Source organism: Halalkalicoccus jeotgali B3 (genome assembly GCF_000196895.1).
GTDB lineage: Archaea > Halobacteriota > Halobacteria > Halobacteriales > Halalkalicoccaceae > Halalkalicoccus > Halalkalicoccus jeotgali.
Map to the genome: position 1 here is coordinate 2299979 of NC_014297.1, position 25757 is coordinate 2325735.

The 25757-nt window shown below is 66.3% G+C and carries 25 protein-coding genes; 13 read left to right on the top strand and 12 right to left on the bottom strand.

Annotated elements, in window-relative coordinates; translation table 11 throughout:
• Positions 1 to 13: 13 nt before the first annotated feature.
• From HACJB3_RS12030 to HACJB3_RS12045, 5 genes are all read right to left on the bottom strand, one after another.
• Positions 14 to 1450 carry a sugar porter family MFS transporter gene (locus tag HACJB3_RS12030; protein WP_008415726.1) on the bottom strand — a complete coding sequence of 479 codons (1437 nt, stop codon included), beginning with the start codon at positions 1448 to 1450 and terminating at the stop codon, positions 14 to 16.
• Between the two features lie 180 nt (positions 1451 to 1630).
• Complete coding sequence (locus tag HACJB3_RS12035) at positions 1631 to 2752, bottom strand: pyridoxal phosphate-dependent aminotransferase (RefSeq protein ID WP_008415727.1); 1122 nt, start codon at positions 2750 to 2752, stop codon at positions 1631 to 1633.
• Between the two features lie 39 nt (positions 2753 to 2791).
• Positions 2792 to 2941 (bottom strand): hypothetical protein, encoded by a 150-nt coding sequence (locus tag HACJB3_RS20230; protein ID WP_008415729.1) that lies wholly within the window; start codon positions 2939 to 2941, stop codon positions 2792 to 2794.
• A gap of 31 nt (positions 2942 to 2972) precedes the next feature.
• A complete protein-coding gene (locus HACJB3_RS12040) occupies positions 2973 to 6284 on the bottom strand; it encodes an MMPL family transporter (protein ID WP_008415731.1) in 3312 nt (1103 codons plus the stop codon).
• Between the two features lie 137 nt (positions 6285 to 6421).
• Positions 6422 to 7162: a proteasome assembly chaperone family protein gene (locus HACJB3_RS12045; RefSeq protein WP_008415732.1), complete on the bottom strand. Its 741-nt coding sequence runs from the start codon at positions 7160 to 7162 to the stop codon at positions 6422 to 6424.
• A gap of 180 nt (positions 7163 to 7342) precedes the next feature.
• Between HACJB3_RS12045 and HACJB3_RS12050 the strand changes: the two genes are divergently transcribed.
• Complete coding sequence (locus HACJB3_RS12050) at positions 7343 to 7885, top strand: DoxX family protein (protein ID WP_013199519.1); 543 nt, start codon at positions 7343 to 7345, stop codon at positions 7883 to 7885.
• A gap of 61 nt (positions 7886 to 7946) precedes the next feature.
• On the opposite strand, the gene HACJB3_RS12055 is transcribed toward HACJB3_RS12050, so the two are convergent.
• Entirely contained in the window at positions 7947 to 8336 is a 390-nt protein-coding gene (locus HACJB3_RS12055) for a hypothetical protein (protein WP_008415735.1), read from the bottom strand.
• 298 nt (positions 8337 to 8634) lie between these two features.
• Here HACJB3_RS12055 and HACJB3_RS20545 point away from each other — a divergent pair, with 298 nt between their 5' ends.
• The 5 genes from HACJB3_RS20545 to HACJB3_RS12075 all read left to right on the top strand — a co-directional run bounded on the left by HACJB3_RS20545 (position 8635) and on the right by HACJB3_RS12075 (position 11941).
• Entirely contained in the window at positions 8635 to 8829 is a 195-nt protein-coding gene (locus tag HACJB3_RS20545; RefSeq protein ID WP_049946395.1) for a hypothetical protein, read from the top strand.
• 192 nt (positions 8830 to 9021) lie between these two features.
• Positions 9022 to 9930 carry an RsmB/NOP family class I SAM-dependent RNA methyltransferase gene (locus tag HACJB3_RS12060; RefSeq protein ID WP_008415738.1) on the top strand — a complete coding sequence of 303 codons (909 nt, stop codon included), beginning with the start codon at positions 9022 to 9024 and terminating at the stop codon, positions 9928 to 9930.
• Positions 9927 to 10427 carry a DUF7122 family protein gene (locus HACJB3_RS12065; protein WP_008415739.1) on the top strand — a complete coding sequence of 167 codons (501 nt, stop codon included), beginning with the start codon at positions 9927 to 9929 and terminating at the stop codon, positions 10425 to 10427. The genes HACJB3_RS12060 and HACJB3_RS12065 overlap by 4 nt, the downstream gene beginning before the upstream one ends.
• A gap of 81 nt (positions 10428 to 10508) precedes the next feature.
• Positions 10509 to 10706, top strand: coding sequence for a hypothetical protein (locus HACJB3_RS12070; protein ID WP_008415741.1), 198 nt, complete (start codon positions 10509 to 10511; stop codon positions 10704 to 10706).
• 62 nt (positions 10707 to 10768) lie between these two features.
• On the top strand, positions 10769 to 11941 hold the full coding sequence (locus tag HACJB3_RS12075; protein WP_008415744.1) for an MFS transporter: 1173 nt from the start codon (positions 10769 to 10771) through the stop codon (positions 11939 to 11941).
• Positions 11942 to 12062: 121 nt separating this feature from the next.
• Here HACJB3_RS12075 and HACJB3_RS12080 read toward each other — a convergent pair whose 3' ends face one another.
• Positions 12063 to 13568: a DUF790 family protein gene (locus HACJB3_RS12080; protein ID WP_008415745.1), complete on the bottom strand. Its 1506-nt coding sequence runs from the start codon at positions 13566 to 13568 to the stop codon at positions 12063 to 12065.
• 112 nt (positions 13569 to 13680) lie between these two features.
• On the opposite strand from HACJB3_RS12080, the gene HACJB3_RS20235 reads away from it, so the two are divergent.
• Positions 13681 to 13824: a hypothetical protein gene (locus HACJB3_RS20235; RefSeq protein WP_008415746.1), complete on the top strand. Its 144-nt coding sequence runs from the start codon at positions 13681 to 13683 to the stop codon at positions 13822 to 13824.
• On the opposite strand, the gene HACJB3_RS12085 is transcribed toward HACJB3_RS20235, so the two are convergent.
• Positions 13825 to 15189 (bottom strand): DEAD/DEAH box helicase, encoded by a 1365-nt coding sequence (locus HACJB3_RS12085; protein ID WP_008415747.1) that lies wholly within the window; start codon positions 15187 to 15189, stop codon positions 13825 to 13827. It lies immediately after the preceding gene.
• A gap of 227 nt (positions 15190 to 15416) precedes the next feature.
• Between HACJB3_RS12085 and HACJB3_RS12090 the strand changes: the two genes are divergently transcribed.
• From HACJB3_RS12090 to dnaK, 3 genes are all read left to right on the top strand, one after another.
• Positions 15417 to 16019, top strand: coding sequence for an HdeD family acid-resistance protein (locus HACJB3_RS12090; RefSeq protein WP_049934587.1), 603 nt, complete (start codon positions 15417 to 15419; stop codon positions 16017 to 16019).
• A 54-nt stretch (positions 16020 to 16073) separates the two neighbouring features.
• On the top strand, positions 16074 to 16670 hold the full coding sequence (locus HACJB3_RS12095) for a nucleotide exchange factor GrpE (RefSeq protein ID WP_008415749.1): 597 nt from the start codon (positions 16074 to 16076) through the stop codon (positions 16668 to 16670).
• Between the two features lie 139 nt (positions 16671 to 16809).
• Complete coding sequence (gene dnaK / locus HACJB3_RS12100) at positions 16810 to 18723, top strand: molecular chaperone DnaK (RefSeq protein ID WP_008415752.1); 1914 nt, start codon at positions 16810 to 16812, stop codon at positions 18721 to 18723.
• Positions 18724 to 18902: 179 nt separating this feature from the next.
• Here dnaK and HACJB3_RS20240 read toward each other — a convergent pair whose 3' ends face one another.
• The 4 genes from HACJB3_RS20240 to HACJB3_RS12115 all read right to left on the bottom strand — a co-directional run bounded on the left by HACJB3_RS20240 (position 18903) and on the right by HACJB3_RS12115 (position 22401).
• Positions 18903 to 19073, bottom strand: a complete 171-nt coding sequence (locus HACJB3_RS20240; protein ID WP_008415753.1) for a hypothetical protein — start codon at positions 19071 to 19073, stop codon at positions 18903 to 18905.
• Positions 19074 to 19144: 71 nt separating this feature from the next.
• Positions 19145 to 19768, bottom strand: coding sequence for an SDR family oxidoreductase (locus HACJB3_RS12105; RefSeq protein WP_008415754.1), 624 nt, complete (start codon positions 19766 to 19768; stop codon positions 19145 to 19147).
• Positions 19769 to 19825: 57 nt separating this feature from the next.
• The gene (locus HACJB3_RS12110; RefSeq protein WP_008415755.1) at positions 19826 to 21559 is read right to left on the bottom strand and encodes a Rieske (2Fe-2S) protein; all 1734 of its coding nucleotides are present in this window, start codon (positions 21557 to 21559) and stop codon (positions 19826 to 19828) included.
• A gap of 47 nt (positions 21560 to 21606) precedes the next feature.
• A complete protein-coding gene (locus HACJB3_RS12115) occupies positions 21607 to 22401 on the bottom strand; it encodes a ZIP family metal transporter (protein WP_008415756.1) in 795 nt (264 codons plus the stop codon).
• A gap of 87 nt (positions 22402 to 22488) precedes the next feature.
• On the opposite strand from HACJB3_RS12115, the gene dnaJ reads away from it, so the two are divergent.
• The 3 genes from dnaJ to HACJB3_RS12130 all read left to right on the top strand — a co-directional run bounded on the left by dnaJ (position 22489) and on the right by HACJB3_RS12130 (position 25752).
• Positions 22489 to 23631 (top strand): molecular chaperone DnaJ, encoded by a 1143-nt coding sequence (gene dnaJ, locus HACJB3_RS12120; RefSeq protein WP_008415758.1) that lies wholly within the window; start codon positions 22489 to 22491, stop codon positions 23629 to 23631.
• A 43-nt stretch (positions 23632 to 23674) separates the two neighbouring features.
• Complete coding sequence (locus HACJB3_RS12125; protein WP_008415760.1) at positions 23675 to 24379, top strand: hypothetical protein; 705 nt, start codon at positions 23675 to 23677, stop codon at positions 24377 to 24379.
• 62 nt (positions 24380 to 24441) lie between these two features.
• Positions 24442 to 25752, top strand: coding sequence for a dicarboxylate/amino acid:cation symporter (locus HACJB3_RS12130; RefSeq protein WP_368085819.1), 1311 nt, complete (start codon positions 24442 to 24444; stop codon positions 25750 to 25752).
• The last annotated feature ends 5 nt before the right edge of the window (positions 25753 to 25757 follow it).

The following is a 25757-nucleotide window of genomic DNA, read 5'->3' on the forward strand; positions in this document are numbered from 1 at the left end:
CCGACCGCCGCCCTCAATCGGAACGGTGTTGGCGTTCCGAGACCTCGCTGTCCCCGTCGGGGCCCATGATGGCGTTGCTGCGCAGGTCGGCCTCGATCTCCTCGAGCGACCGGCCCATCGTCTCGGGGACGCGCGTGTAGATGAACACGAACGCGAGCAGACAGAAGACCCCGAGAATCCAAAAGGAATAGCCCTCGCCGATCCGGTCGATCAGCGGGAGGAAGGTCAGGCCAACGAGGAAGTTCGCCCCCCAGTTGAAGACGCTCGCAACCCCCTCTGCGGTCCCGCGGATCCGAAGCGGGTAGATCTCGGAGATCAGCAGCCAGAACACGGGCCCGAGGCTGATCGCGTAGAAGGCGACGTAGAGGAACATACTCCCCAGCGTCACGTAGCCGACGATCCCCGACAGACCGGGCAGGAAGAACCCGAGTCCCAGAATACCGAGCATAACGGTCATCCCCGCAGTGCCCACGAGCAACAGGGGTCGCCGACCGACGCGATCGACCAACAGGACGGCGACGACCGTCAGCGCCACGTTGACGACCCCGACGCCGATGGTTCCGGCCAGCGAGGCGATGTCGCCGAAGCCGATGTTGCTGAGGATCGTCGGCGCGTAGTAGATGATCGTGTTGATTCCGCTGAACTGCTGGATGATCGCCAGTCCGACGCCGACGATCAGCGCCGGGCGGACCCACGGTTCGAGCAGGTCCGAGAGGCCCCCCTCCTCCTCGATCTCGCTGACTTCGCGGATGCCCTCGATCTCCTCGTCGACCGCGTCGGTCTCGCGGATGCGCGAGAGCACGCTTCGGGCCTCCTCGACCCGTTCGTTCTCGACGAGCCAGCGCGGGCTCTCGGGGAGGAAGTACGTCCCGATCGCAAGCACCGCAGCGGGCACCGCGCCGAACCAGAGCATCCAGCGCCAGCCGATGATCCCGAGGAACTCCGGTGCGAAGAGGTAGTTGACGCCGTAGGCCAGCAGGATGCCGATGGTGATCATCAGCTGCTGGAGGAAGCCGAGCGCTCCCCGGACGTCCGATGGGGCCGTCTCGGCGATGTACAGCGGGCCGACGATCGAGGCGACGCCGACGGCGACACCCTCGACGACCCGCCAGACGATCAGCCAGCCGAGCGTCGGCGAGAGGGCCATCCCGAACGAGCCCACGAAGAACACGACCGCGCCCGCGAGCGTCAGCCGGCGGCGGCCGAATCGATCCGCCAACTTCCCGCCGGTGGCCGCCCCGATCATCGCCCCCACGAGCACGCTGCTGGTCACGAGCCCCTGCATGAACGGCGAGAGGGTAAAGGACTGGTCGATGTAGAGCAACGCCCCGGAGATGACGCCGACGTCGAATCCGAACAACAGCCCGTTGAGTGCGGCGATGGCAGCGATAACGTAGACGAACTGGCTGTGGTCGCTGTCGGCGTCAAGCAGGCGGTTGGCTACGTCCATCGCACACTCCGACTCGTGTCCCCGCCATCGATTCGTCGTCCCGTTCGAACGGCCCCGCGGCGCCGATACGCCGGATCGGATCCCACCATTCTCACGAACGTTACTCGGATTCGGATAAACGCCCGTCGATGGCGATAGATCCAACGGAGTTATAACTCGGGTGTCACTGCGACCCGATCGTCAGCGCACCGCCCGCGTCGCCTCGCGCATGATCGACAGCGCCGCCTCCAACTCGTCGGTGCCGGTCGCATACGAGAGTCGGGCGTAGCCCGCCCCACCCTCGCCGAAGGCCTCGCCGGGGACGACCACCACGCCCCGGTCGATCACTTCCTCGACCCAGCCCTCGGGCACCTTCGGCATCGCATAGAAGGCACCCTTCGGGGTCGGCGTTTCGAGACCCATGTCGGTCAGCCCGTCGAGAACGAGGTCCCGGCGCTGTTCGAAGGTCTCGACCATCTCCTCGACGGGCTCTTGGGGACCCGAGAGGGCGGCCTCGGCGGCGTACTGGGCCGGCGCGCTCGCACACGCCTGGGCGTACTGATGCACCCGCAGCATGCGCTCGATCCGCCGGTTCGAGCCGGTGATCCAGCCGAGTCGCCAGCCGGTCATCGAATACGTCTTCGAGCAGGCGCTGACGACGACGACGTTGTCCGACTCGGCGAACTCCATGGGCGAGCGGTGAACGCCGTCGAAGACGATGTGTTCGTAGACCTCATCGCTGATGCACAGGACGTCGTGTTCGTCTGCGATCCGGGCGAACTCGCGCATGTCCGCCTCGCTTTGGACCGCCCCCGTTGGGTTAGCGGGGCTGTTGACGATGAACGCCGCAGTCTCGTCGGTGATCGCGTTCTCGACCGTTTCGGGCGAGAGCGTGAGGTCCTCGCGGAGTTCGAGGGGGTTCGGAACTCCGTCTGCGATCCGGGTCAGGGCGTCGTAGGAAACGAACCCCGGGTCCGGAAAGAGCACCTCTTGGCCGGGGTCGACGTGGGCTTCGATGGCCAGATGCAGCGCCTCGCTGCCTCCGGACGTCGCGATCACGTCCCCGGGGTCGATGGACTGGGAGTACTCCCGGTCGTACTTCGCGGCGATCGCCTCGCGTAGCTCTCTGGTCCCTTTGTTGGAGGTATAAGCGTCGACCGCGCCCGATTCGATGGCCTCGATTGCGGCCTCGCGGGCGTGGGTCGGCGTCGGAAAGTCGGGCTGGCCGAGCCCGAGGTTGATCGCCTCCTCGCCCGCTGCCTCGAACACCTCGCGGATCCCGCTGATCGAGACCGACTCGACACGTCGTGAGAACTCCGTCATGGGTTGGTGCGCGGCCCGCCCGCGCATAACGTTTGCTACCTATCCGCGAAACTCCTCGCGGAGGTCCTCGACGTGGCCCGAAAGCACCGACAGCGCCGCGTCGGCGTCCATGTATCCCTGTTCGTACTCCGAAAGCACGTACCCGGCGTCGTCGAGGAACTCCTCGACGTTTTCTTCGAGGTCTGCCATACTCCTTCCTACGTTCTCGAAGGGGATGAAGCTAATCCGAGGTGCCGGCCGGCGTCGCGGTTTCGGTCCCCGTCGAGTGGCCCCTGTCAGGGCCGAGATACCGCGCCCAGACCGCAAGCAGGCTCGGCAGGACGAACACGCTCGCGAGGAAGGCGTACACGATCGTCAACCCCGTGATGAGGCCGAACTGCTGGAGGGGCGGGAGGATGGCGAAGACGAGCACGCCGAAGCCGCCGACGGTGGTCGCAGCACTCCCCAGAAGCGCCCCGCCGGTCCCGCGGACGCTGCGGTCGAGCGCCTCGAAGAGGCCGTAATCGCGCTCGCGTTCGAGCAAGAATCGCTCGGTCATGTGGATGTTGTACGCCACACCGAGCCCGATCGTGAGGCTGGTGATCGTCCCGGTCATGACGTTGAAGGGAATCTCCAGGAGGTACATCGTCCCGAGGATCCACGCCACCGAGAGGACGATCGGCACCAGCGTCACGGCCCCGAGGACCGCGCTGCCGTGGGTCCACCGATAGGCGAGCATGAGGAAAGCAAAGACCGCCACGAGGGTGACGAGCATGCTCTCGACAACGGTTCGAAGGAGTTCCTGCTCGACGATCCCGAAGACGATCAGCTGGCTGGTTGCGGTCGCCTCCAGCCCGTCGCCGTCGAGGATCGTAGCGACTGCACGCGTCTCCTCGCTCGCCCGATCGGTGTCGGCGCTGCCCTCGATCGAGATCACGAGCCGGAACGACTCGTACTCGCCGGAATCGGTCCGATAGACGACCTCCTGGGCGGCGTTCTCGTCGGCCGCGAACAGCGCATCGTAGACTTCCTCGATATTTTCGTCGGGCACGCCGTCGCCGGTGGTGTCCGCGGCGGCGAACGTCTCGTTGAACTCCTCGTCCTCCTCGGCGACCGACTCCATGACCGACAGCGGACTCGTGAGATCGGCCTCGCCACTCGAGAGCACTACCGCCGAGTCGCTTTCGGCGGCCCGCGATTCGGCCTCGGCAAGACGGGAGAGCGCGTCATCGCGGGTGATATCGCCTTCGACGAGCACCTCGGTTTGGGTGTCCTCGCGCAGGAAGTTCTCGTTGACGTATTCGAGGTTCGCCTTCGAGTCGTACTGGCCCACGGCCAGCGGCTCGGGCAGGTCCTGCATCCAGTCGGCCGGATCGTCCGCGATGAAATCCTCTTGTGAGAAGGAGGTGTCGATGCCCGCCGCCCCGTAGGCCGCCCCCGCCGTAAGCACGAGCACGAGGACGATCACCGCCCAGGGAGCTCGGCGTGCGGCCCGCCCACCCAGCGCGAGGAAGTCACTCGCCGGACCCCCACCGGTCCCGAAGGCCCGCCGCCGCCTGTCGTAGCCCCGTGATTCGAGGGCGGCGTCGAGTTCGACCTTCGACGCGGGGATCAGCAGGCCGAAAACGAGAAGCGCCGAGACGATGCCGACGGCACTGACGATCCCGAACTCCCGGATCGGGCCAACGGGGCTGACGAGGTTTGAGAGGAAGCCGATCACCGCGGTCGCCGTGACCCAGATCAGCGCCAGTCCGAGCCCCGAGAGGGTGATGGCCATCGCGCGGCGCGAGCCCTCGGCGCTCTCTTCGCGCCGCTCGCGGTGGCGCATGAACACGTGGATGGCGTAGTCGATCGACAGCCCCACGAGCAACACCGGCACGGCGATCATGATCTGATTGAACGCGATCCCGATCCAGCCCATGAAGCCGAACGTCCACAGCAACACGACGAGGATGCCCACGCCACCGAGGACGATGTCGAGGGGATCCCGGTAGGCGATCGCAAGCACGCAGACGACGAACCCCAACGCCAGCGGGAGGACGATACCCAGACTATCCGTCAGCGAGCGCTCGATCTCGTCGGAGATGATACCCGAACCGAAGACGAACGCCGAGTCGAAGCGTTCCTCGACGATCCCGTCCATCGCGAGTTGCGAGTCGATCAACGAGGGTGGTGCTTCGCCCTCGATGGCCGCCCCGTCCCCGGCGGTCTGGGTGACGTAGATCGCGCGGGCGTCGGCGCTCGTCGATCCTGGCTCGTAGTCGGTCGGCAGGAACGCGAAGACCTCCCGGGGGGCGTCCTCCGAGAGTACCGATTCGAGTACCTTGTCGATCTCCGACTGGTTCATCGACTGGAGTTGAGCGATCCGCTCGTCCCGATCGGGGTCGATCTCCGCGATCGCCTCGGAGTCGTCTTCGAGCGCCGCGGCGTCGTCCTCCAGTTCGGCGGCGTCGGTTTCGAGTGCCTCCCCCTCGGCGTCGAGTTCCTCGCTTCGGGACTCGAGTGCCGCGCGGTCGTCCGCAAGGGCGTCACCGCGTTCCCCGAGGCGTTGCTGGCGCTCCTCTAATCGGCTGGCGTCGGTTTCAAAGGCCTCGCCGCGCTCAGCCAGATCGGCGCCCGCCGGGGCGAGCACCTCGCCCTCGATGGCGTCGTAGGCGGCCTCGATCTCCGCGGCGGGTTCGGCGCTTCGGTCCTCGTACTCCGCCTGCGTGATCTCGCCTGCCTGGAATCGTGCGTCGAGTGCGTTCAGTTCGGCCTGTGCGCCGGCCACGTCGTCGATCAGGGGTGCGAAAGCGGCGTACTCCCCGTCGGGAAGGCGCTCTCGGGCCGCGGCGTCGAGGTCCGCGATGCCCGTTTCGTACTCGGTCTCGGTGATCTCGCTGTCGTCGTAGGCGTCCCGTAGATCGCCGGTCTCGTTGAGCGTCTCGGCCATGAACGCGCCGCGGGCCTCGAGGTCGGTTCGGTCGGCTTCGAGTCGCGCTTGGCGCTCCTCTAGTTCGGCGGCGTCGGCTTCGAGTTCGCCGGCGTCTTCCTCGAGAGCCTCGCCGCGTGCTTCGAGGGCCTCGCCCTCGGATGCCAGTTCCTCGCCCTGAGCTTCGAGTCGCTGGCGTCGCTCGTCGAGGGCCTCGCCGCGCGCGTCGAGGGCCTCGGACCGCGTTTCCAGTTCGTCGGCACGTTCCCCGCGGATCGCGGCGGTGGCGACGACGTCAGCCAGATCACCGAACGGCTCGTCGGCGAGCGTTCCGTTTATCGTCTCGTTCTCGCGAAACGCCGCCTGCAGTTCGAGGCTCGCGATCAGCGATTCCTTCGAGAGGGCGTTTTCCTCGCGAACGATCAACTGGGCCGTCGTGGTGTTCTCCTCGGCACCGTAGTGCTCGTCGATGTAGGCCTGTTTGTCGGCCTCCACACTGTCGGTCTGGAACTGGTCGAGCGACGAGGACTGAGCGAGTCCGCCGACGCCGCTCCCGATCAGGAGCGTGAAGACCAGGAAGACGGCGACGACGAGTCGACTGCGTCCCGTGACGAGATCGATCAGGCGGTCTGCCGCGCGCACGCGCTCACCTCGCTACGGGATTCCTGCCACATCTGTGTCTATACGATCCTACAGACAGGACACGTATAACTATTTCGAGAGTACATCGAACCGACTCATAAGTACGTAGAGTCGATGAGATGCCCGTATCGGAAGAGTTACTGATACATTCCGAGGGGTTTGGCCTGCGTGCTCTCGTCCTCGCCGGCCTGTCGCATCCGCTCTGCGAGCTGTTCGCGCTGCTCGCGGATCTGTTCGGCCTGTTCGACGAGCTGGTCCACCTCGGCTTCGATCTCGGTGATCGGACCGATCCCGCCCTGAATCAGCGCGCGTGCAGCCTCGGGATCGGGGAACTGCGGATCGGTCTCGACGACCAGCCCCACGCTGTCGGAGTCCGTTTCGACCGCCCGATTGAGCAACGCGCCGGTCGGACCGCTGATGAAGCCCGTCTCGCGCGGGGGGACGATCCCCGCCCGGTCGAGGTGTGTACTCGCCTCGCCGGTCGCGACACCATACACCTCCGGGGAGCCGTCCTTCTCGGTCGGAAAGCCGCTGAGGTAGATCGGCGTCACCGCACGTTCCTCGAACCAGCCCGAGACGCAGGCGGCGAACTCGGGCGCGCCCGATCCCGAGACCGGCACCTCGCTCTGGAGGGCGAGCAGGTCCCGCTCGGGGTCGGCATAGAGCCTGACGGGTGCCTTGAGTTCGTCGTCGTCCTCGTGATACACCCCGATCCGCGGGAGCCCCTCGCAGTGGACGTTCGCGTAGTGGGTCATCGAGAACTGCTCGATCAGGTGATCGACCGCGATCTTGCCGACCAGTCCCACACCCGGTAGCCCCTCGACGAGGAACGGCTCGTCGAGCGAGATCGACTCCTCGCGTACGTCGATGCGTGCCATGCCTGAGCGACGCGGGCCATCTCAATAAAGGGACTGGCGGTCGTCGGTTCGGGCGGGCCGACAGGTCAGAGCGGGCGAATTAGCACGCGTGACTGTTCCTCCTTCGAGCGGGTCGTTGACCGGATGAATCCATCAGAACGGCTATACTCGGTGGTCGTGGATCCGGAGACGAATCAGGATATGGCGACGAATCAACTCGAACACACGGTCGCTGGAATCACGCTCGGCGGGCGCCTCCACGGTGCGAGCGTCTGGGTCGTACTGGCGCTGCGGGTGATCGCGGGAATCGCGTTCGTCCAGAACGGGCTCGGGAAGGTCCTCGGCGGGTTCGACGCACAGGGGTACCTGCTTGGCGCAGGAGCCAGCCCCATCAGCGGCTTTCTCGCATGGATCGCCGCGACCCCTCCGGCGCTCGAAGCGGTGAACGTGCTCGTCGCGTGGGGTGAGCTCTTCATTGGGCTTGGGCTGCTCGTGGGTTTTCTCACCCGACTGGCGGCGTTCTCGGGCGTGTTCATGATGGTGCTGTTCTACCTCGGGAACTGGTCGATCGCGACCGAGGGAACTCTCGTCACTGAGCCCCTGTTGTACCTGCTGGTCTTCCTCGCGCTGGCGGCGTTCGGGGCCGGACGCATCCTCGGGGTGGACCGGATCGTCGAGAACTACGAGGTCGGTGACCAAACGCTCATCGAGCGCCACCCCCACCTCGGAACGTTCCTCGGATAGGGCCTCGGACGACTGCCCCCTCGATTCGCAGCCGAGCGCTGACAGCGGTCGAACCCGGTGCTCACCCGACGAACCGCGCACGTAAATCACGCCGCAGCCAGTAGGCGAGCCCACCGGTGACGGAGGCGATGACGGCACAGCCCACCCCGTAGACGATGGCTACGGCGAAAAACGGGTTGAGACCCCACGCCAGCAGCGCGAGGTCCCCCGACGCGAGTGCGAGGCGAACCCCGATCCCGAAACCGAAGACGATGGCGAAGGCGAGTCCGGCGAATCCGCCGGACCCCGCGCCGTGAAACAAGGCGGCCGCGAGGTCGGGACTGCTCGCCCCGACGACGAGTCCCGCTACCCCGCCGCCGAGCACCCACCCGGACGGGCCGAACGACATCGCCGCGAGGGCGCCGATCACCGACCCGACGAGCGCGCCCACACCCGCGTTCCACCCGACCATTGTTGATCCGATTTCAGGACCGTTCGATAAGTAGTTACTGCCGGTACGAAGCGGTAGGGCCGCTCGTCGGGCCCCGTTGGCCGGACTTGATCGACGACGCCACGCCGTCGCTGTCGGACCGACGTTCGTCCGACCGTCATGAACTCGATCGTCTCGACGGCGGATCCGTTAGTGGTGTACCAAGTATGACATTCATCTACAGGGATGGTGAACAAGAGAGTGTAGAAATGACACTACACATAGTATTACAGACTATTTACATATTATTCAATAGTAGAATGTATAGAATCAAACTAGAATGAACACGGTAACGGTTCCATCGGGGCTCTCCCTCGATACGGTGTTCGGGGTATTGAGCGATCGCCGCAAGCGATACGTACTGTACGCGCTGCGCGGGGCGGAGGGGAACGTGTTGACGGTCGAGCAGTTGACGAGGCGAGTCCGTAAACTGGAGGGGGGGAATCGACGAGGGCGCCCCAAAGCGGATCGCTGAGGACCTCCGAAATCGACACATACCTGAGCTAGTCGCGACGAACGCGGTCGAATACGACGAGCGAAGCGAGACCGCCCGGTATCACAGCGTCCCGTCGCTCGAAGAATGGGTCGAACACGCCGAGTTCAAGGAGGCAAAAGCCCCCGAAGGATAGCGAAACCCACAAGCGAGCCACCGGGCTAGCGGGAAGCGATGGAGGTCCTTTCGCGGTACGAACCGCTCGTCGACGACTTCGAGGCCTTTCTCGCCGCCTGCGAGCGGTCGCTGCCCTCGGTCGTCCGCGTGAACACGATCAAGGCCGGCGTCGAACGGACGAAACGCGCCCTCGAGGCGGAGGACGTCGGCTACCGGGATCGCGACTGGAACCCGACCGTCCTCGAACTCGACACCAACAAGCCGGGCAACACGTGGCCCTATTTCCACGGTTGGATCCACGGTCAGGAGGAGGTCTCCTCGCTGCCGGCGACGGTACTCTCGCCCGACCCCGGCGAGCGGGTACTCGATGCGTGTGCCGCACCAGGGGGCAAAACTGCCCAGATCGCCGCATTGATGGACGACACCGGACTGGTCGTGGCTAACGACAACAACCTCGGGCGCCTGTCGGCGCTTCGCTTCAACGCCGAGCGACTCGGGCTGACGAACGTTGCCGTCACCCGCCAGGACGCCCGGAACTTCTCGCTGAAGCCCGTCGGGCTCGACGCCTTCGATCGCGTGCTCGTCGACGCCCCCTGCTCGTGTGAGGGGATCATCCGCAAGCGCCCCGACACCCTCGACGAGTGGAGCCTCTCGCACGTCGAGGGCGTTTCCGGCGTCCAGAAAGGGATCCTCAAACGGGCGATCCAGGCGACTCGCGAGGGCGGTGTCGTCGTCTACTCGACGTGTACGTTCGCCCCCGAGGAGAACGAGGCCGTGTTGGATCACGCCCTCGAAGAGGAGGACTGCCGGGTCGTCGAGTTCGAGACCCCCCTCGACTCCCGGCCGGGAGTCACCGAGTGGCAGGGAGAAAGGTACCACGAATCGGTCGCGAAAGCACGACGATACTACCCGCATCACAACGACACTGGTGGCTTTTTCTGTGCGAAACTGGAGGTGACGGGATGAGCAATTCGGGCCAGCGCTTCGACCGGCTCCCCGAAACCGACGAGGAGCGCGACCTCGACGGGCGAGCCACCCGCGAGGAAGTCGTCGAGTGGTGGGACGAGCGCTTCGGGATCGGCTCCGAGAAGTTCGCAGAGCACACCTTCTGGGAGAAAGGCGCGGGCAAGATCTGGATCTTCCATGACGAGGTCCCCTCGCCCACCGAGATCGAAGGGCTGGGGATGAAGTTCCTCAGGACCCGCCAGGAGCACTGGAAGCCGACGACCAACGCCGTCCAGCGCTTCGGTCGGGGCGCGACGCGAAACGTGATCGACCTCGACCCCGAGCAAGCGATGGCGTTCGTCCGCGGCGAGGATCAGGAGATCGAGTGGGACGGCGACTGGGGCTATCTGATCGCCGCCCACGAGATCGCCGGCGAGCGAGAACCGCTCGGTGTGGGGCTGTATCTCCACGGCGAGTTGCGCTCGGTAGTACCGAAGGGGCGGCGGCGCGAGGACTGAGCACCCGTCTTCGGGACGCCAACTCCGGACGGAGGCGATCCCGGCCAGTGGATTCTTATCATCAAAGTCGCATACGAGGACATGGCCATCGATCAGTGGAACGCAGAGACGACACCGGTGCAGACGGCGATTCTGGCGATGGTCACATGGGCCGTCGTGACGATGGTCCTGTCATACGTGTTCGGGCGGTCGTTGCTCGTGTCTAATCTGATGGCGTGTCTCGGTGCGGTCACCTTCGGCGTCGTGATCTACGTCGTCGAATCGGGACAGTTCGAATAGGAAAAGCCGTCTCGCTGGCCGCTATCCACACGTTTTAGCCGCGGTCGGATCAACCCCCGATAGTGCGCTGGGAGTACCGCAACACCGTCTTGGCCCTGTGTACGGCGGCGTTCTTCGCGACGATGGTCGCCCGCCTCGTCATCAGCCCCGTCGTCCCGCTGATCGTCGAGGAGTTCGGAACCTCCTCGGGAACCATCGGGCTGGCGCTATCGGGGATGTGGGCGGCCTACGCCCTCTCGCAGTTCCCCTCCGGCATCCTCGCGGACCGCTACGGCGAGCGGCGGGTGATCCTCACCGCCGTTTTCGTGACCGCCGCCGCGAGCGCCGCACTGGCGCTGTCGCCTTCGATGGCCGCCTTCGGCCTCTTCGCCGTCCTCCTCGGTGCGGGCGCGGGACTCCACTACGTGGTCGCGACGACGCTTCTGACCCGCATCTTCTCGAACACGGGCCGGGCGATCGGGCTCCACGTCACCGGCAGCCCGATCGCGGGCCTCTCGGCACCCGTGTTGGCGGCGGCGGTCGGTGCGCGCTACGGGTGGCGGGTCGCGCTCGTGTTGGGGACCGTCGCGGCGGTCCCCGTCGGGTTGGTGTTCGCCTGGCGGGTCCGCGAGACCGAGCCACAACACCCCGAGCGCCCGCTGCGCGAACAGTTCGAACCCCGGACGCTTGTCGAACTGCTCTCACGACCCGCGATCGCCTATACCACCGTTCTCGCGGTGATCGCGGCCTTTACGTGGCAGGCGACTGCCTCGTTTCTCCCCACCTTCCTGATCGCGCGCCACGGCTACTCGACGGCATTGGCCGGACTTCTCTTCTCGCTGTACTTCGTCGCCCACGGGGTGTTCGCCCCCACGATCGGCTCGCTCTCGGATCGTTTCGGTCGGGACCCGACGCTGGCGGCGACGCTCGCGGTCGGGATCCTCGCCTACCCCCTGCTCGTCGTCGGCCCCTCGCTGTCGGTCGTCGTCGCTGGGGTCGTCCTCGCGGGAATCGCCATGAGCTGGAGCGCCCCCCTACAGGACCGCTACATCGTCCGGCTCTCGGAGGGCGAGACGAACCGGGGGTTCGGACTCGTCCGGACCGTTTACATGCTGCTGGGGGCGCTCGGAAGCGTCGTTACCGGGACGCTCGCGGATCTGGCGGGCTGGGGCGTCGCTTACGGCGCGCTCGGGGTGCTGTTGGCGCTCGCGGTCGGGAGCCTCGCGGTCGTCCGGCTCCGGGGGCTCGCGCTCTGAAGCACTGAAAGGAAAAACTTCCCGAATCCACTGGGGTGGGGAGGGGGGGGATCAGCAGGACCGGGAAGTAATACATACTCCACACCTCTGAATAAAAACTCTTTCGGTTACAGCAGGTCGCCTACTCCTCGGCCGACCGGAGCCGACCGCCGGAGAGGCCGTCCCACTCGACGCGGTAGCCCAGTCGCGAGAGGACGGCGCTGGTCTCGGTGATCCCCGCCTTCGCGAGGACGCTTTCGGCCTCCGAGAGCGACTGACCGGTTTCGAGGCGCTCCGCGAGCCTCCCGAGGACGGCCGGTCGGACGAGGGTCCGTCCCACCAGTTCGTGCTCGGGAAAGTCGATGTCTGCAAGGGCGTCCTCGCTGACGCCGTGGCGGGCCGCGAGCGCGGCGATCGAAAGGGCGTCCGCCTCGGGCGAGAGCGCCTCAGGGAGGGAGGCGGCGCTCGCGGCGACGAGGCGCTCCTCGTAGCGGCGTAGTGCGTCACGGACGTCCTTGATCCGCACGGTCCCCGAGTAGGGGATGACGCGGTGATCGCGTGCCTCGATAGCCTCCCCGACGCCCAGCGATTCGTCGACCGCGACGAGCAACTCGACGTCCTCGACGCGATCCAGCTGGTCAAGCTTCTTTGCGACGTACTCGGGGGTCCAAAACCCCATGATTTCGAAGTGGACCCGGAACTCCGCGTGGGCGTAGTCGAACGCGAAGTCGGGGATCATCACGCTCGCACCGACTTCCAATGGTTCGGGCTCACGCTGGAGGTCCCAGTCGAGGTCGAGCGCCGAAAACCGGGTCGCGAACTCGCGCTCGACCGCGCTGTCGTAGCTCACCTCGACGACGGGCTCCGAATCGGGCGATCGCAGGGGATCGGCGTCGGAGAGTTCGAGGGTTCGTTCGGTGCCGTGGTCGTCGATCGTCGCCGTCAGCTCCCACTCGCCTGCCTCGACCACGGCCCGGAGCAGACGGGCAAAGCGGGTGCCGTACCGACGGGTCGCCCGGAACAGGGCGTCGGGACCGGTGACGAGGAGCTCTCGCCCCGAGCCCGTTTTCCGGACCTCGTAGAGCAACCCCAGGCGCTTTGTCGCCGAGACGAGCCGGCGGGGGTCGTCGCTTCGGATCCGTATCTCGCGGGCGTCGAACAGCGCGGTCTGGGCCAGCGAGAGGTCGTACTGGGCGAGCAGGGCGTCGGGATCGTACCGGTCGTCGAGCGCGACGAGCACCTGGCGTTCCTCCCGGTCGGCGTACAGCGCCCGGTCGAGCCGGTCCGGGGCGATTCCGAGGCTGTCGGCCGCCCGCGAGAGCGCCCGCTCGCGGTCGTCGTCGTTCGCGACCAGCAGTGCCTCGCCGGCCTCGAAGGCCGCTCGGCGGGCGCGTGCGGGGGAGACGGCCGCCCGTGTCTCGAAGGTCGCCTCGCGTTCGAGGAGTTTCGCGAGCCCCCGGACGAGCTTGAAGTCGTACTCGCCTTCGAGGTCAGCGAGCGCGCCGTCGAGTTCCGACCGGGGATCGCCGACGTGGTCCTCGAAAGTGCCGAGGACTTTCGCGGCCAGCGGGCGGTGTTCACGCCCGGCGAACTGGAGGTGGTAGCCCCCGCCCGCACGCGAGACGCGAAGCAGGTCCTTGGTCAGCACTGCCGACAGGTAGGGACCCGGGGGTGAAAAACGCGCCCAAACACCGGCGATAGCAGGCGCGCTCGGGCAAGCCGGCCGGCGATCCGGCCGCGACGCCAACGGTCGGGTACCGATGATCGTCGACAAATGCCGACTGTGCGAGTTCTACGTCGTCGTCGAAAGCCCGGCCGACCACCACCGCCTCATACAGGCCCACGAGCGACGCGAACACGGTGAGATCGGACCGGACCGACTGGACCGCCACCCCGACACCTGATCAGCGCCGCCGGGCCGCGACGTTCTCCTCCGCGGTGTCCTCGCTGACGAGTTCGTACAACAGCGCTCGCTTTCCCTCGCCGGGGCGTAAGATCCGGCCCAGCCGCTGGGTGAACTCCCGCTCGGAGCCGCTGCCCGAGAGCACCACGGCGACGCTGGCGTCGGGGACGTCAACGCCCTCGTCGAGGACGTTCGAGGCGACGACTCTGGAGTACGTCCCCTCGCGGAACCGGTCGAGGACCTCGCGGCGCTCTTTGGTCCCCGTACGGTGAGTGATCGCCGGGATGAGAAACCGTTCGGAGAGCCGGTAGACCAGGTCGTTGTGGGCGGTGAAGACGATGATTCGCTCGCCGTGGTGGCGCTCGAGGATCGCGCCCAACTGTTCGACCTTCCGCTCGGCGTTCGAGACGATCTCGCGAGCGTGCTGTTTCGCGAGCAGCGCTTCCCTCGCCCGGGGGTCCGACCCCGAACGTTTGACGAGTTCCTGATAGTCGCTGCCCCGGCGCATCTCGATGCCCGATTCGCGTAGATAGGAGACGAACGTCTCCTGGTTTCGCTCGTACTCCTCGCGCTCTCGTTCGGTGAGCGACACCTCGATCCGTTTGACGTCGTAGGGTGCGAGGTGCTCGCCGGCCAGTTCCTCGGCGCTCGTCCGGTAGACGACCGGCCCGACGAGGTCCTCGATGAGCTCGTGGGCGCCGTCGGGGCGCTCGAAGGTCGCGGTCAGTCCCAACCGAGCGGGCGCGGCCAGCAGGCGGGCGATCTCGCGATAGCCCTCGCCGCCGAGGTGATGCACCTCGTCGAAGACGACGAGGGAAAAGACGTCGCCGACCGAGTCGGCCTTCAGATACGCCGAGTCATAGGTCGAGACGGTGATCGCCTCCATCGACTGGACGCCACCGCCGAACTGCCCCACGGGGATATCGAACTCCGCGCGCAGCTCCTCGCGCCACTGGTTCAGCAGGTCGATCGTGGGCACGACGATCAGCGTCGGACAGGCGAGGGTCTCGATGGCCTTCATCGCGATCACGGTCTTGCCGCTCCCCGTCGGGAGTTCGAGCACACCCCGGTTCCCGTTGTCGTCCCACGCGTCGAGGGCCGCCTGCTGATAGGACCGCAGTTCGTACGCAGAGACGAGCCCGCGGAGGAACGACCGATCGAAGACGAGGTCCGCGTACTCGATGTCGCGCTCGTCGAGTCGTACTCGGAGATCCGCGTAGCGAAACGCGGGCGCTCGGTGGACCAGACTGCGGGGGTCGTATTCGAGGATCGGGTCCGACGGGACCGCCTCCCGCACGGCCTCGCGTTCGCGCTCGGGCCCGCTCGCGCGGATCGTCCCGTCCTCGTAGGTGAGCCGGATCGCCACTAGAGAAGGGTTGTCGGTCGGGGTGTATAACGACCGCGACGATCAGTTGAACAGTCGACAGTTCCACGGCCCGCCCCACCGCGGGAGAATCGTGCGATTCGCCGGGCCGGGATCGCGGTCCTGCTATCGGCCGTCGGTTCGTCCGGATGTAACTTACGACCCGACCTTCCCGACGATACGCAGACACGTTCATGCCCTCATCCGACCAACTCAAAGAGGGGAATACGATGGAAACACGAACGACCGAACGAGGGGAGGAACGGGTGGGGAACAGCGCCAGCGAGACGTGGCGGACGCTTATGGTCGTTGGCGGAGTACTGGCGATACTCGGGATGCTTGCGGTCGTGTTCCCGTTTGTCACGGGGATCGGAATCGAGCTGCTGCTCGGCGGACTGTTAGTCGTCGGCGGGCTCATCCATGCGTGGCACGCGCTCAGCGCGCGGGGTTGGGCCGGCTTCCTCGGCGGCGTGGCCCTCGGCGCGCTCTACGTGATCGCCGGGCTGGTGTTGCTCGTGAACCCTGTCGTCGGGCTGGCGACGCTCACCCTGCTGGTGGGGAGCTTCTTCGTCGTCGACGGGGTCGTTGAGCTCTACATGGGCCTTCGGGTCCGCCCCGAGACGAACTGGGTGGGGCTGGTGGTCAGCGGCGTCCTCTCGCTGGTGCTGGCGTGGCTGATCCTCGCGGGCTGGCCGAGCACGGCCGTCTGGGCGGTCGGGGTCCTGTTCGGGATCAACCTGCTGACGACCGGGCTGGCGATGGCTGCGGTCGCGATGGGCGGGCGCCGGACCGAGCGGGCGGCGGTCGGCTCCGGGACGGCCCGTCCCGAGTGATCCCGTTGGTCCGGTTCTGTAACCCTTAAACCTGCGGGGGCGCACCCTCGATACATGAGCAACGAGGAGCCGGCGGCCCCCGAGGAGGACCGGGAACCGACGGAGCCAGCGGCGGACGAGCCGGCCGAAGCGACTGGAACGGACGGCGTCGACGAGACGTCCGAAGACGAACGCGAGGGCCGAATCGCAGAACTCGAAGCCGAACTCGAGGAGCGCGAGGAACGCATCGAGGAGCTCGAATCGCGCCTGAAGCGCACGCAGGCGGACTTCCAGAACTACAAGAAGCGCGCGAAAAAGCGCCAGGAGCAACTCGAAAAGCGTGCCACCGAGGACCTCGTGACCCGGCTGCTCGACGTTCGGGACAACCTCAAACGAGCCCTCGAGGAGGAAAGCGAGGACGCGGAAAGCCTCAAACAGGGCGTCGAGATGACGCTCTCGGAGTTCGACCGCGTGCTCGAAGACGAGCGCGTCAGCGAGGTCGCACCCGAGCCGGGAGCCGAGGTCGACCCCCAGCGCCACGAGGTAATGATGCGCGTCGAAAGCGACCAGCCAGAGGGCGCGATCGACGAGGTCTACACGCCGGGTTACGAGATGAGCGAGAAGGTGCTTCGCCCGGCACAGGTCACCGTCAGCGACGGTACGGAAGAGTAGTGTTGCGGTTCCGGTTTTTCGGCGAGTTCGAGCGCGCGAATCGCCGGAAATCGGACGCCAGCGGCCCACTGGTATCGATTCACGCAGTCGCGTGATGTAGCAAGGTTTAACCGACCAAGAACGCAACGTCAGGCCAACAATGGCGAGTAACAAGATTCTCGGTATCGATCTCGGGACCACCAACAGCGCCTTTGCGGTCATGGAAGGTGGGGATCCCGAGATCATCGTCAACGGCGAGGGCGACCGGACGACACCGTCGGTCGTCGCCTTCACCGACGACGGCGAACGGCTCGTCGGCAAACCGGCGAAGAACCAGGCGATCCAGAACCCCGACCGGACGATCGCCTCGATCAAACGCCACATGGGCGAGGACGATTATACCGTCGAGGTCGAGGGCGAAGAGTACACGCCCGAACAGCTCTCGGCGATGATCCTCCAGAAGATTAAACGCGACGCCGAGGAGTACCTCGGCGACGACGTCGAGAAGGCCGTCATCACGGTGCCAGCGTACTTCAACGACAAGCAGCGCCAGGCGACGAAGGACGCCGGCGAGATCGCCGGCTTCGAGGTCGAGCGCATCGTCAACGAGCCGACCGCCGCCTCGATGGCCTACGGGCTCGACGACGATTCGGACCAGACCGTTCTCGTCTACGACCTCGGTGGGGGAACCTTCGACGTCTCCATTCTCGATCTCGGAGGTGGGGTTTACGAGGTCGTCGCGACCAACGGGGACAACGATCTGGGTGGCGACGACTGGGACCACGCGATCATCGACCACCTCGCCAAGGAGTTCGAGAACGACCACGGGATCGACCTCCGCGAGGACCGCCAGGCCCTCCAGCGCCTGAAGGACGCCGCCGAGGAGGCCAAGATCGAGCTGAGTAGCCGGAAGGAGACCGACATCAACCTGCCCTTCATCACGGCGACCGATTCGGGCCCGGTCCACCTCGAAACGTCGCTGACCCGCGCGACCTTCGAGTCGCTGACCGCCGATCTGATCGAGCGGACCGTCGCCCCAACCGAGCAGGCCCTCTCCGATGCGGGCTACGACGCGAGCGAGATCGACGAGGTCATCCTCGTCGGTGGCTCGACCCGGATGCCCCAGGTCCAGGAGAAAGTCGAGGAGGTCATCGACCAGGAGCCCAAAAAGAACGTCAACCCCGACGAGGCCGTCGCGCTGGGCGCGGCGATCCAAGGCGGCGTCCTCGGCGGCGAGGTCGACGACATCGTGTTGCTCGACGTGACGCCCCTGTCGCTCGGGATCGAGGTCAAGGGCGGCCTGTTCGAACGGCTCATCGAGAAGAACACCACCATCCCGACCGAGGAGTCGAAGGTCTTCACCACCGCGGCGGACAACCAGACCTCCGTGCAGGTCCGGGTGTTCCAGGGCGAGCGCGAGATGGCAGAGGACAACGAGCTCCTGGGGGAGTTCATGCTGACGGGAATCCCGCCGGCGCCCGCGGGCACCCCCCAGATCGAGGTCGGCTTCAACATCGACGAGAACGGCATCGTCAACGTCGAGGCCGAGGACCAGGGCTCGGGCAACAAAGAGGAGATCACCATCGAGGGCGGCGCGGGCCTCTCGGACGAGGAGATCGACCGCATGCAAGACGAGGCCGAACAGCACGCAGAGGAGGACAAGGAACGGCGCGAGCGCATCGAGGCGCGCAACGACGCCGAGAGTGCCGTTCAGCGCGCGCGGAGTCTGCTGGAGGAGAACGAGGAGGACCTCGACGAGGAGCTGATCGAGGAGATCGAAGCCGAGGTTGACGAAGTCGAGGCCGTACTGGAGGACGAGGAGGCCGACACCGAGGAGATCAAATCGGCGACCGAGGACCTGAGCAAGGCGCTTCAGGAGATCGGCAAGCAGATGTACCAGGACGCCGAGGGCGCAGCGGGTGCCGGTGGCGCCGATGCGGCCGGTGCGGGTGCCGGTCCCGGCGGCATGGGTGACATGGGCGGCGCTGGCGGGGCCGGTGCCGGTGGTGCGGGCGGTCAGGAAGGCGAGTACGTCGACGCGGACTTTGAGGACGTAGACGAAGACGACTCGTAGAGTCGTCTCGTCTGCCAATCAGAAGCCTGCGGCTTCTGATGACGTAGACGAGGACGAGGACAGTCAGTCCTCGTCCGCACACGAGAGCAGATCTCTCGTGAACGTAGACGAGGACGGCGACGACCAGTGAGACCGCCCGACTGAACTGAGTGGGTCCGGTCGACAACGAACGAGCCTTTTCAGGCGGATCGCGCCCGCCAGCCGTTGACGCCGAGGGGAAGGAGGACACCGACTCCGATCAGGACCGTCCACGCGAGCACGTCGCTATCGCTGGTTTGTCCTGTCGCGTACCACAGCACGACCGCGAGAACGACGAACGCGACCGTAACCTGCGTGTCGGTCGAGACCATAGCGTATCGACTGCCGATCCGAGTGAGTGTTTTCTGGTGATGATAGACGAATATACCCGAGGAAGCGATGATCAGACGGTTTCGAGCGCGCTCTCGATCGGTTCGTCGCCCTCGATCAGCTCGAAGGTCTTCCCGTGGGTGTTCTCGACATCGAGTGCGGCGACGAGCGTCCGGGCGACGTCGGCGCGGGTGATCTTCCCGCGCTCGACCCGGCGAGCGGCCTCGACCTTCCCGGTTGCGGGCTCGTCGGTCAGCTCGCCCGGTCGGACGATCGTGTAGGCCAGCTCGCTTCCTTCGAGGTGCTCGTCCGCGGCGAGTTTCGCCTCGAGATACGGCTGTAGCGCTTCGGGACTCTCCTCGGGACGATCGGCATTGATCGAACTGAGCATGACGAACCGATCCGTGCCCTGCTCTTCAGCCGCGTCGATGAGCCGGACCGCGCCGTCGCGATCGACACCTTTGACGTCCTCGCCGCTCGATCCGGCCGCGAAGATCACCGCGTCACACCCCTCGACGGCGTGGGAGACGTCCTCAGTCAGATCCGCGACGATCACGTCGACGCCGTAGTTCTCCTCCATCTCGGGGACCTGTGACTCCGTCCGGACCATCGCGTGTGCGGTGTGCTCGCTGTCGGCGAGCAGGTCCGTGATATGCTGTCCGACCCCGCCGTGCGAACCAGCGATGAGTACGTCCATCGCTCCAAGGAAGGGGCGACAGCACCAAAAGCGCGTGGCCGGAACTCGATGATGGGGTCAGGCCGACTCGTGGAGTTTCTCGCCACGATGCAGGCGGGTCGCGATCGTAAACGTCTGCTCGCGCTCGCGGCGAGTGGGGGTGTGGGCGGCGAGGTAGCGGGCGGTGGCGATCAGGTGGAGGCGTTTCTCGCCGGTGCGCTCGGCCTGCTCGAAGGCGGCCTCGACGTTCTGGAGCGTGTGGAAGTTCGCGTCCTCGCGGAGCAACGCCCCGCCGAGCGTGCGGGTTAGTTCCTCGGGATCGCCGCCCGAATCGAGGTAGTCCGCGACGAACCGTCCGGCCCTGTTGACCTCGCCCTCCTCGTCGAACGTCTCGAGCAGGTCCCCGAGGAGGGTTTCGGGGTCCGTTTCGACCTCCCGCGGTTCGGGGATCGGTGTCGGCGGCGTGTTGAGAAATCGGTCGAGATACACGTTGATCGCGCCGTCGTAGACCGCCTTATAACACTCTTCGCCGCCCGTCCGTCGGGCCAGCCCGCAGACCGCGTTCGCGTAGGTGTAGGTGTGATGGACCGTGTTCCAGTCGCGGACCTCGTTGCCCGTCCCGAACTGCGCGATCCGAACCCCGGCGGCCACGCCGACGCGGTCGGCAAGGTCCGCCGCACTCGCGCCGGCTTCGATCGCCTCGTCCAGTGTCGCGACGATCTCCCGGGGGTCCTCGGAGAGCAGCGTTTCGTCGAACCGTTCGGTCGGCGTCCACTCCTCGCGTTCGCCGGCCCCGATGCGCGCCGGGAGGCGCTCGAAGGATTCCGAAAGCAACGCGGCGAGATCGACCGGCTGGCGCCACGAGGAGCGTTCCTCGCTTCGCTCGGCGCTCGCCAACTGGGGGACGAGCGCCGGCAACAGGTCGTCGGCACGCTCCCAGCCGACGTGATTCAGCGTTTCTACGGCCTTGTTGAGGAAGTCCACCGTGTGTCCGGTGTCGAGATACCGGTGGTCGGTGGCCGCCCCCACCAGCATCGAGACGACCCGCTCGTTCGGAAGGTGGGCGATCGCGGTTCCGAGGACCCGCTCTGCACCCTGTCGGTCCCGGACCTCGATGCAGTCGCGAAACCAGCGCTCGAGGCGCTCGGGGTCGTGGTCGTCCCCCGAAAGGGGGTCCTGAACGAATCGGGGTGGGTGGCCCGACGCGTCGTTTGCGACGCTGACCGCGCCGGTGTAGAGCGCGCGGCGGCGGTCCTCGGGTTCGAGCGCCGGAAGGAGGTTGGCCATCGCGCCCATCGTCGTGAGCCCGCGCCCCCAGCCGTCGTCCCGGTAGCGCGCGCCGAACGTCGCGATACGTTCGAGGGGGAGTTCATAGTTGATATCGGCGTCGTCGAGCCCGATGACGGATTTCGCGAGCACCAATCGCAGGTCGTTCTCCAACCCGTCCTCCAACCGACCGAGCCAGCGCTCTCTCGGAGGATCGTCGCGCTTCGGGTGCGGGTCGACCCAGATCTCCTCGCCACGAACCTCGGTCGGGAAGGTCGGCAGGTCGTCGGCGAAGGGGTCGAACGTGCTGCCACAGCCGAGTTCGAACCGGGCGTGGTGCCAGTGGCAGGTGAGGACGCCGTCGTCGACGGTGCCCTGTGCCAGCGGAAATCCCATGTGCGGACAGCGGTTGTCGACGGCGTAGAACTCCCCTTCGTGGCGAAACAGGGCGATCGCTTGGCCGCGCGTCGTGACGAGAGCCTGGTCCTCGCCGTCGAGATCGGCTGTGGTCGCGACCTGTACGAAATCCTCGTCAGTTGTTGCCATGAGACAGGCTACGCGAGAGGGCGACTAAACGGTTCGCCGGATCGACGTCAGACGAACGACAGGGGCAGCATCAAGAGTACGCCACAGCAGAGTCCGGCGAGGAGTTCCGGAGTCCCGTTTCGCGGTAGCTCCCGTCCGATCGAGCGGGCCTCGGGGACGAGTTCGGAGGCGACGAGGTAGATCATCGCACCCGCGGCGAAGCCGAAACCGACGGCGAGAAACTCGCGGGCTGTCTGGACGAACAGGTAGGCTAGCGCCGCGCCGACGGGCTGAGGCAGGCTCGAAAACACCGCCCACCAGACTATCCGCCAGCGCGGGACGCCCAAGCCCTGTAACGGGATGGCGACGGCGATCCCCTCGGGGACGTTCTGGATCGCGATCGCCCCGGTGATAAAGACCGCGAGCACCGGCACCGTGACCCCGAGCGCCTCGACTCCCTCGCCGAGCGGGAGGTCCGCAAACGAGACGCCGATGGCGACGCCCTCCGGAAAGCTGTGGACGGTGAGCACGCCGAGGATGAGCACGAGCTTCTTGAAGCTCGCCTCCTCGTACCGCCGGGGGTGGATCTCGGTTCCCGAGAGCACGCGATCGCTCACGACGACCAGCGCGACCCCGACGGCGAGCCCGACCGCGAGGACCGTCGGCCCGCCCGCCGCGAGGCCCTCGCTCACCAGTCCGAAAACCGAAGCGGAAAGCATGATTCCGGAGGCGAACCCCCAGAGGCCGACGTTGAGTCGGTCGTTCACATCGTCGACGAAGAAGAAAGGGAGCGCCCCGAGGCCGGTGGCAAGCGCGGTCGCGAGGCCCGCGAGAACGACCACGGTCAGCTCCCCGAGCACCATAGGGGTCGTTGTCGAGCCGCCGTAGTAAGTAGAGGGGTCCGAGAGCGGTCCGTTCAAGTACGACAATCGAGTAAGGGGTGACAACTGATGAGCGAGGATTTCTACGACGTCCTCGGCGTGAGTCGAGACGCCGACGAGGACGAGATCAACAAGGCGTTCCGGAAGAAGGCCGCGAAGTACCACCCGGACGTCAGCGACGAACCGGACGCAGAGGAGAAGTTCAAACAGGCGAAGAAGGCCAAAGAGGTCCTCTCGGACGAACAGAAACGCTCCGCGTACGACCAGATGGGCCACGACCGCTTCGAACAGGCCGAAAAGCGCGGCGGGTTCGACGGTGGAGCCGGCGGTGCAGGTGGTTTCGGCGGGGCGGGCGGGTTCGGGGGGGCCGGCGGAGCCGGCGGCGGGCTGGGCGACATCTTCGAACAGTTCTTCGGCGGCGGGAGCGGGAGCGGCGGCCGCCGGCAGGGCGCGGACCTCCAAACGCGTCTCTCGGTCACGCTCGAAGAGGTCTACGATGGCGTCGAAAAGGAGATGACGATCAACCGCCCCGAGAACTGTCCGACCTGTGACGGCGCGGGCGGGGAGAACCCCGAGACCTGTCCCGAGTGCAACGGCCGTGGGCAGGTCACACAGGTCCAACAGACCCCCTTCGGGCGGATGCAACAGACCCAGGCCTGTCCGAACTGCCGGGGCGACGGTCAGATCTACGAGGAGACCTGCGGGGAGTGTCGCGGCGAGGGACAGGTCACCCGCGAGACCACCCTCTCGGTCGAGATCCCCGAGGGCATTCGCGACGGCCAGACGCTCCGGATGGAACGCGAGGGCGCGCCTGGCGAGCGGGGCGGTCCCAACGGCGACCTGCTGATCGAGATCCGGGTCGAAGACCACCCCGACTTCGAACGCGACGGCGACGATCTGAAGTATCGAAAACCCATCTCGTTCCCGGAGGCGGTCTTCGGGGCCACGATCGAGGTGCCGACCATGGAGGGCACCGTCGAAATGGACGTCCCGGGCGGCACCCAGAGCGGCGAGCGATTTCGACTCCAGGGTAAGGGGATGCCCCGACTTCGCCGTCGCGGTCAGGGCGATCTGTACGTCTCGATCCAGATCGTCACGCCCGAGGAACTGAACGCCGAGCAGCGAGAAGCCCTCGAAGCGTTCGCGGCGGCCGGCGGCGAGGAGATAGAAGTCGAGCAGGGCTTCTTCGAGAAGATCAAGAGCTCGCTGTAGCCGGATCGAGCACGTATTTGAGTGGCGAACACGAGACATCGGTATGGACACCGTCGGGGAGATCGTGGCTCGGGAGCGACGCACCCGCGAGCCGGCGTTGCGCGCGCAGACGGGCGTCAATCTGCGATACGATTACTACCAGTTCTGTACGACCGCCCACAAGGCGGGGAACTTCTTCAGCCACCGTGGGGTGCGAGCCGGCTCGCTCGTCGGCGTCGTCCGTGAGGAAAGCGGCGCGCCGTTGCTCTCGCTGTTCGGGGCGGCGCTGCTTGGCGCGCGGGTGTGCTTTGATCCACCCCACGACCTCGGTGCCCGATTGCTGGTCGCACCAGGAGAGGAGATAGAAACGTACGACCTCCCGTCCGGGGCGAGCCGGCTCGCATACGCCGGCGAGGCGAGGCCGGGGGTCGAGGCCTTCGGCGAGAGCGTCTGGAGCGAGAACCCCGCCTGTCCCGTCCCGCCAGAAATCGGCCCCGACACCGCGCTACTCGAAGTCGAGGACGAAACCCACACGCACGGCGAGTTGCTCGCCGCAGCGCGACGGGTCGTCGATCGGTTCGGGATCGAACCCGGAACGGAAGTGGCGATCCGCGCGCCGCTTTCGCGCCCCGGAGTGGTCGTCGCGGGCGTGCTCGCGCCGCTTCTGGCGGGCGGTGTCGTCCTCTTTCCCGGGCCCGACGAGACGGGAGATCTCGCGGTGGGTGAGGGATCCGAACCCGACGCGATCCGGCCCGAACAGGTCCTGTAACCTCTCCGCTTTCCGTTGGTTTGGGGAAACTGTTTTACCATTGAACGGACTGGCTATACGGTATGGCAAATAGTCGCATGCTGAAGGGGTGGCGCCGCTACCGGTCGGTGCCGATCATCTATCGGATCGGCGCGGCGTTCGTACTCGGCTCGCTGGCCGGTCTCACGATCGGGGAACCGATGTTGGCGCTCCAGCCACTCGGCGATCTGTTCGTGCGACTGTTGAGCATGATCGTCGTCCCGATCGTGATCTTCACGCTGTTGATGGGTGTTCGCCACCTCACGCCCTCCTCGCTGGGACGGGTCGGCGGGCAAGTCGTCGGGCTGTATGTCGTCACCTCGGCGATCGCCGTGGGGATCGGGCTGGCGGTCGCGAACGCCATCAACCCCGGTCAGGGGCTGACGTTGGTCGAAGCCGAGATCGACACACAACAGACGCCGAGTTTCACCGAAGTGTTCCTCGGGATCGTCCCCGAGAACCCGATCAACGCGATGGCGAGCGGCGACATTCTCGCCGTACTGTTCTTCGTTCTCGTCTTCGGGCTCGCGCTCGCGATGCTCCAGGAGGAAAGCGAGAATGCCCGCGTCCAGAACGGCGTCGAGACGTTCTTCGACGTGGCGGAGGCGGGTTCTGAGGCCCTGTTCAAGATCGTCTGGGGGATCATGGAGTACGGTGTGCTGGGCGTGTTTGTGCTGATGGCTGCCGTCTTCGCCGAGGCCGGTATCAGCGCGCTCTCGACGTTCGCGCTGCTTGCGGCCACGCTCATACTCGGGGTGGCACTTCACATCTCGATCGTGTATCTCGGGGCGATCATCGCCCTGCTCACCCAGCAGTCGCCGATCTCCTTTCTCGCCGGGATCAAGGAGGCGATGGTGACGGCGCTCTCGATCGCTTCCTCGAGCGCGACGCTGCCGATCTCGATGTCGAACGCCGAGGACAACCTCCGGGTCGACGAGGGGATCTACGGCTTCTCCCTGCCACTGGGTGCGACCATCAACATGGACGGCACCGGGATGTACCAGGGGATCGTCGCGGTCTTCGCGGCGAACCTCGTGGGCGTTTCACTCACGCTCACCGAACAGATCACCGTCGTCACCATCGCGGTGCTCGCGAGCATCGGCACCGCGGGCGTGCCGAGCGCCGGCCTGATCCTCCTGACGCTGGTGCTGACCCAGTTGGGTCTTCCCCTCGAAGTCGTGGGCTTCATCGCCGGTATCGACCCGCTACTCGACCGGCTCCGCACCATGACCAACGTCACCGGGGATCTGGCGGTGACGACGCTCGTCGCCCACTGGAACGGCGCGGTCGACTTCGACGACGGCGTCTGGGCCAGCAGCGAATCGGGTCCCGCGGGCGTCCCCGGCGACGACTGATCCCG

Coding starts and splice junctions, on each gene's coding strand:
- HACJB3_RS12030 (WP_008415726.1), bottom strand. CDS start 1,450: ATGGACGTAGCCAACCGCCTGCTTGACGCCGACAGCGACCACAGCCAG.
- HACJB3_RS12035 (WP_008415727.1), bottom strand. CDS start 2,752: ATGACGGAGTTCTCACGACGTGTCGAGTCGGTCTCGATCAGCGGGATC.
- HACJB3_RS20230 (WP_008415729.1), bottom strand. CDS start 2,941: ATGGCAGACCTCGAAGAAAACGTCGAGGAGTTCCTCGACGACGCCGGG.
- HACJB3_RS12045 (WP_008415732.1), bottom strand. CDS start 7,162: ATGGCACGCATCGACGTACGCGAGGAGTCGATCTCGCTCGACGAGCCG.
- HACJB3_RS12050 (WP_013199519.1), top strand. CDS start 7,343: ATGGCGACGAATCAACTCGAACACACGGTCGCTGGAATCACGCTCGGC.
- HACJB3_RS12055 (WP_008415735.1), bottom strand. CDS start 8,336: ATGGTCGGGTGGAACGCGGGTGTGGGCGCGCTCGTCGGGTCGGTGATC.
- HACJB3_RS20545 (WP_049946395.1), top strand. CDS start 8,635: ATGAACACGGTAACGGTTCCATCGGGGCTCTCCCTCGATACGGTGTTC.
- HACJB3_RS12060 (WP_008415738.1), top strand. CDS start 9,022: ATGGAGGTCCTTTCGCGGTACGAACCGCTCGTCGACGACTTCGAGGCC.
- HACJB3_RS12065 (WP_008415739.1), top strand. CDS start 9,927: ATGAGCAATTCGGGCCAGCGCTTCGACCGGCTCCCCGAAACCGACGAG.
- HACJB3_RS12070 (WP_008415741.1), top strand. CDS start 10,509: ATGGCCATCGATCAGTGGAACGCAGAGACGACACCGGTGCAGACGGCG.
- HACJB3_RS20235 (WP_008415746.1), top strand. CDS start 13,681: ATGATCGTCGACAAATGCCGACTGTGCGAGTTCTACGTCGTCGTCGAA.
- HACJB3_RS12090 (WP_049934587.1), top strand. CDS start 15,417: ATGGAAACACGAACGACCGAACGAGGGGAGGAACGGGTGGGGAACAGC.
- HACJB3_RS12095 (WP_008415749.1), top strand. CDS start 16,074: ATGAGCAACGAGGAGCCGGCGGCCCCCGAGGAGGACCGGGAACCGACG.
- dnaK (WP_008415752.1), top strand. CDS start 16,810: ATGGCGAGTAACAAGATTCTCGGTATCGATCTCGGGACCACCAACAGC.
- HACJB3_RS20240 (WP_008415753.1), bottom strand. CDS start 19,073: ATGGTCTCGACCGACACGCAGGTTACGGTCGCGTTCGTCGTTCTCGCG.
- HACJB3_RS12105 (WP_008415754.1), bottom strand. CDS start 19,768: ATGGACGTACTCATCGCTGGTTCGCACGGCGGGGTCGGACAGCATATC.
- HACJB3_RS12110 (WP_008415755.1), bottom strand. CDS start 21,559: ATGGCAACAACTGACGAGGATTTCGTACAGGTCGCGACCACAGCCGAT.
- HACJB3_RS12115 (WP_008415756.1), bottom strand. CDS start 22,401: ATGGTGCTCGGGGAGCTGACCGTGGTCGTTCTCGCGGGCCTCGCGACC.
- dnaJ (WP_008415758.1), top strand. CDS start 22,489: ATGAGCGAGGATTTCTACGACGTCCTCGGCGTGAGTCGAGACGCCGAC.
- HACJB3_RS12125 (WP_008415760.1), top strand. CDS start 23,675: ATGGACACCGTCGGGGAGATCGTGGCTCGGGAGCGACGCACCCGCGAG.
- HACJB3_RS12130 (WP_368085819.1), top strand. CDS start 24,442: ATGGCAAATAGTCGCATGCTGAAGGGGTGGCGCCGCTACCGGTCGGTG.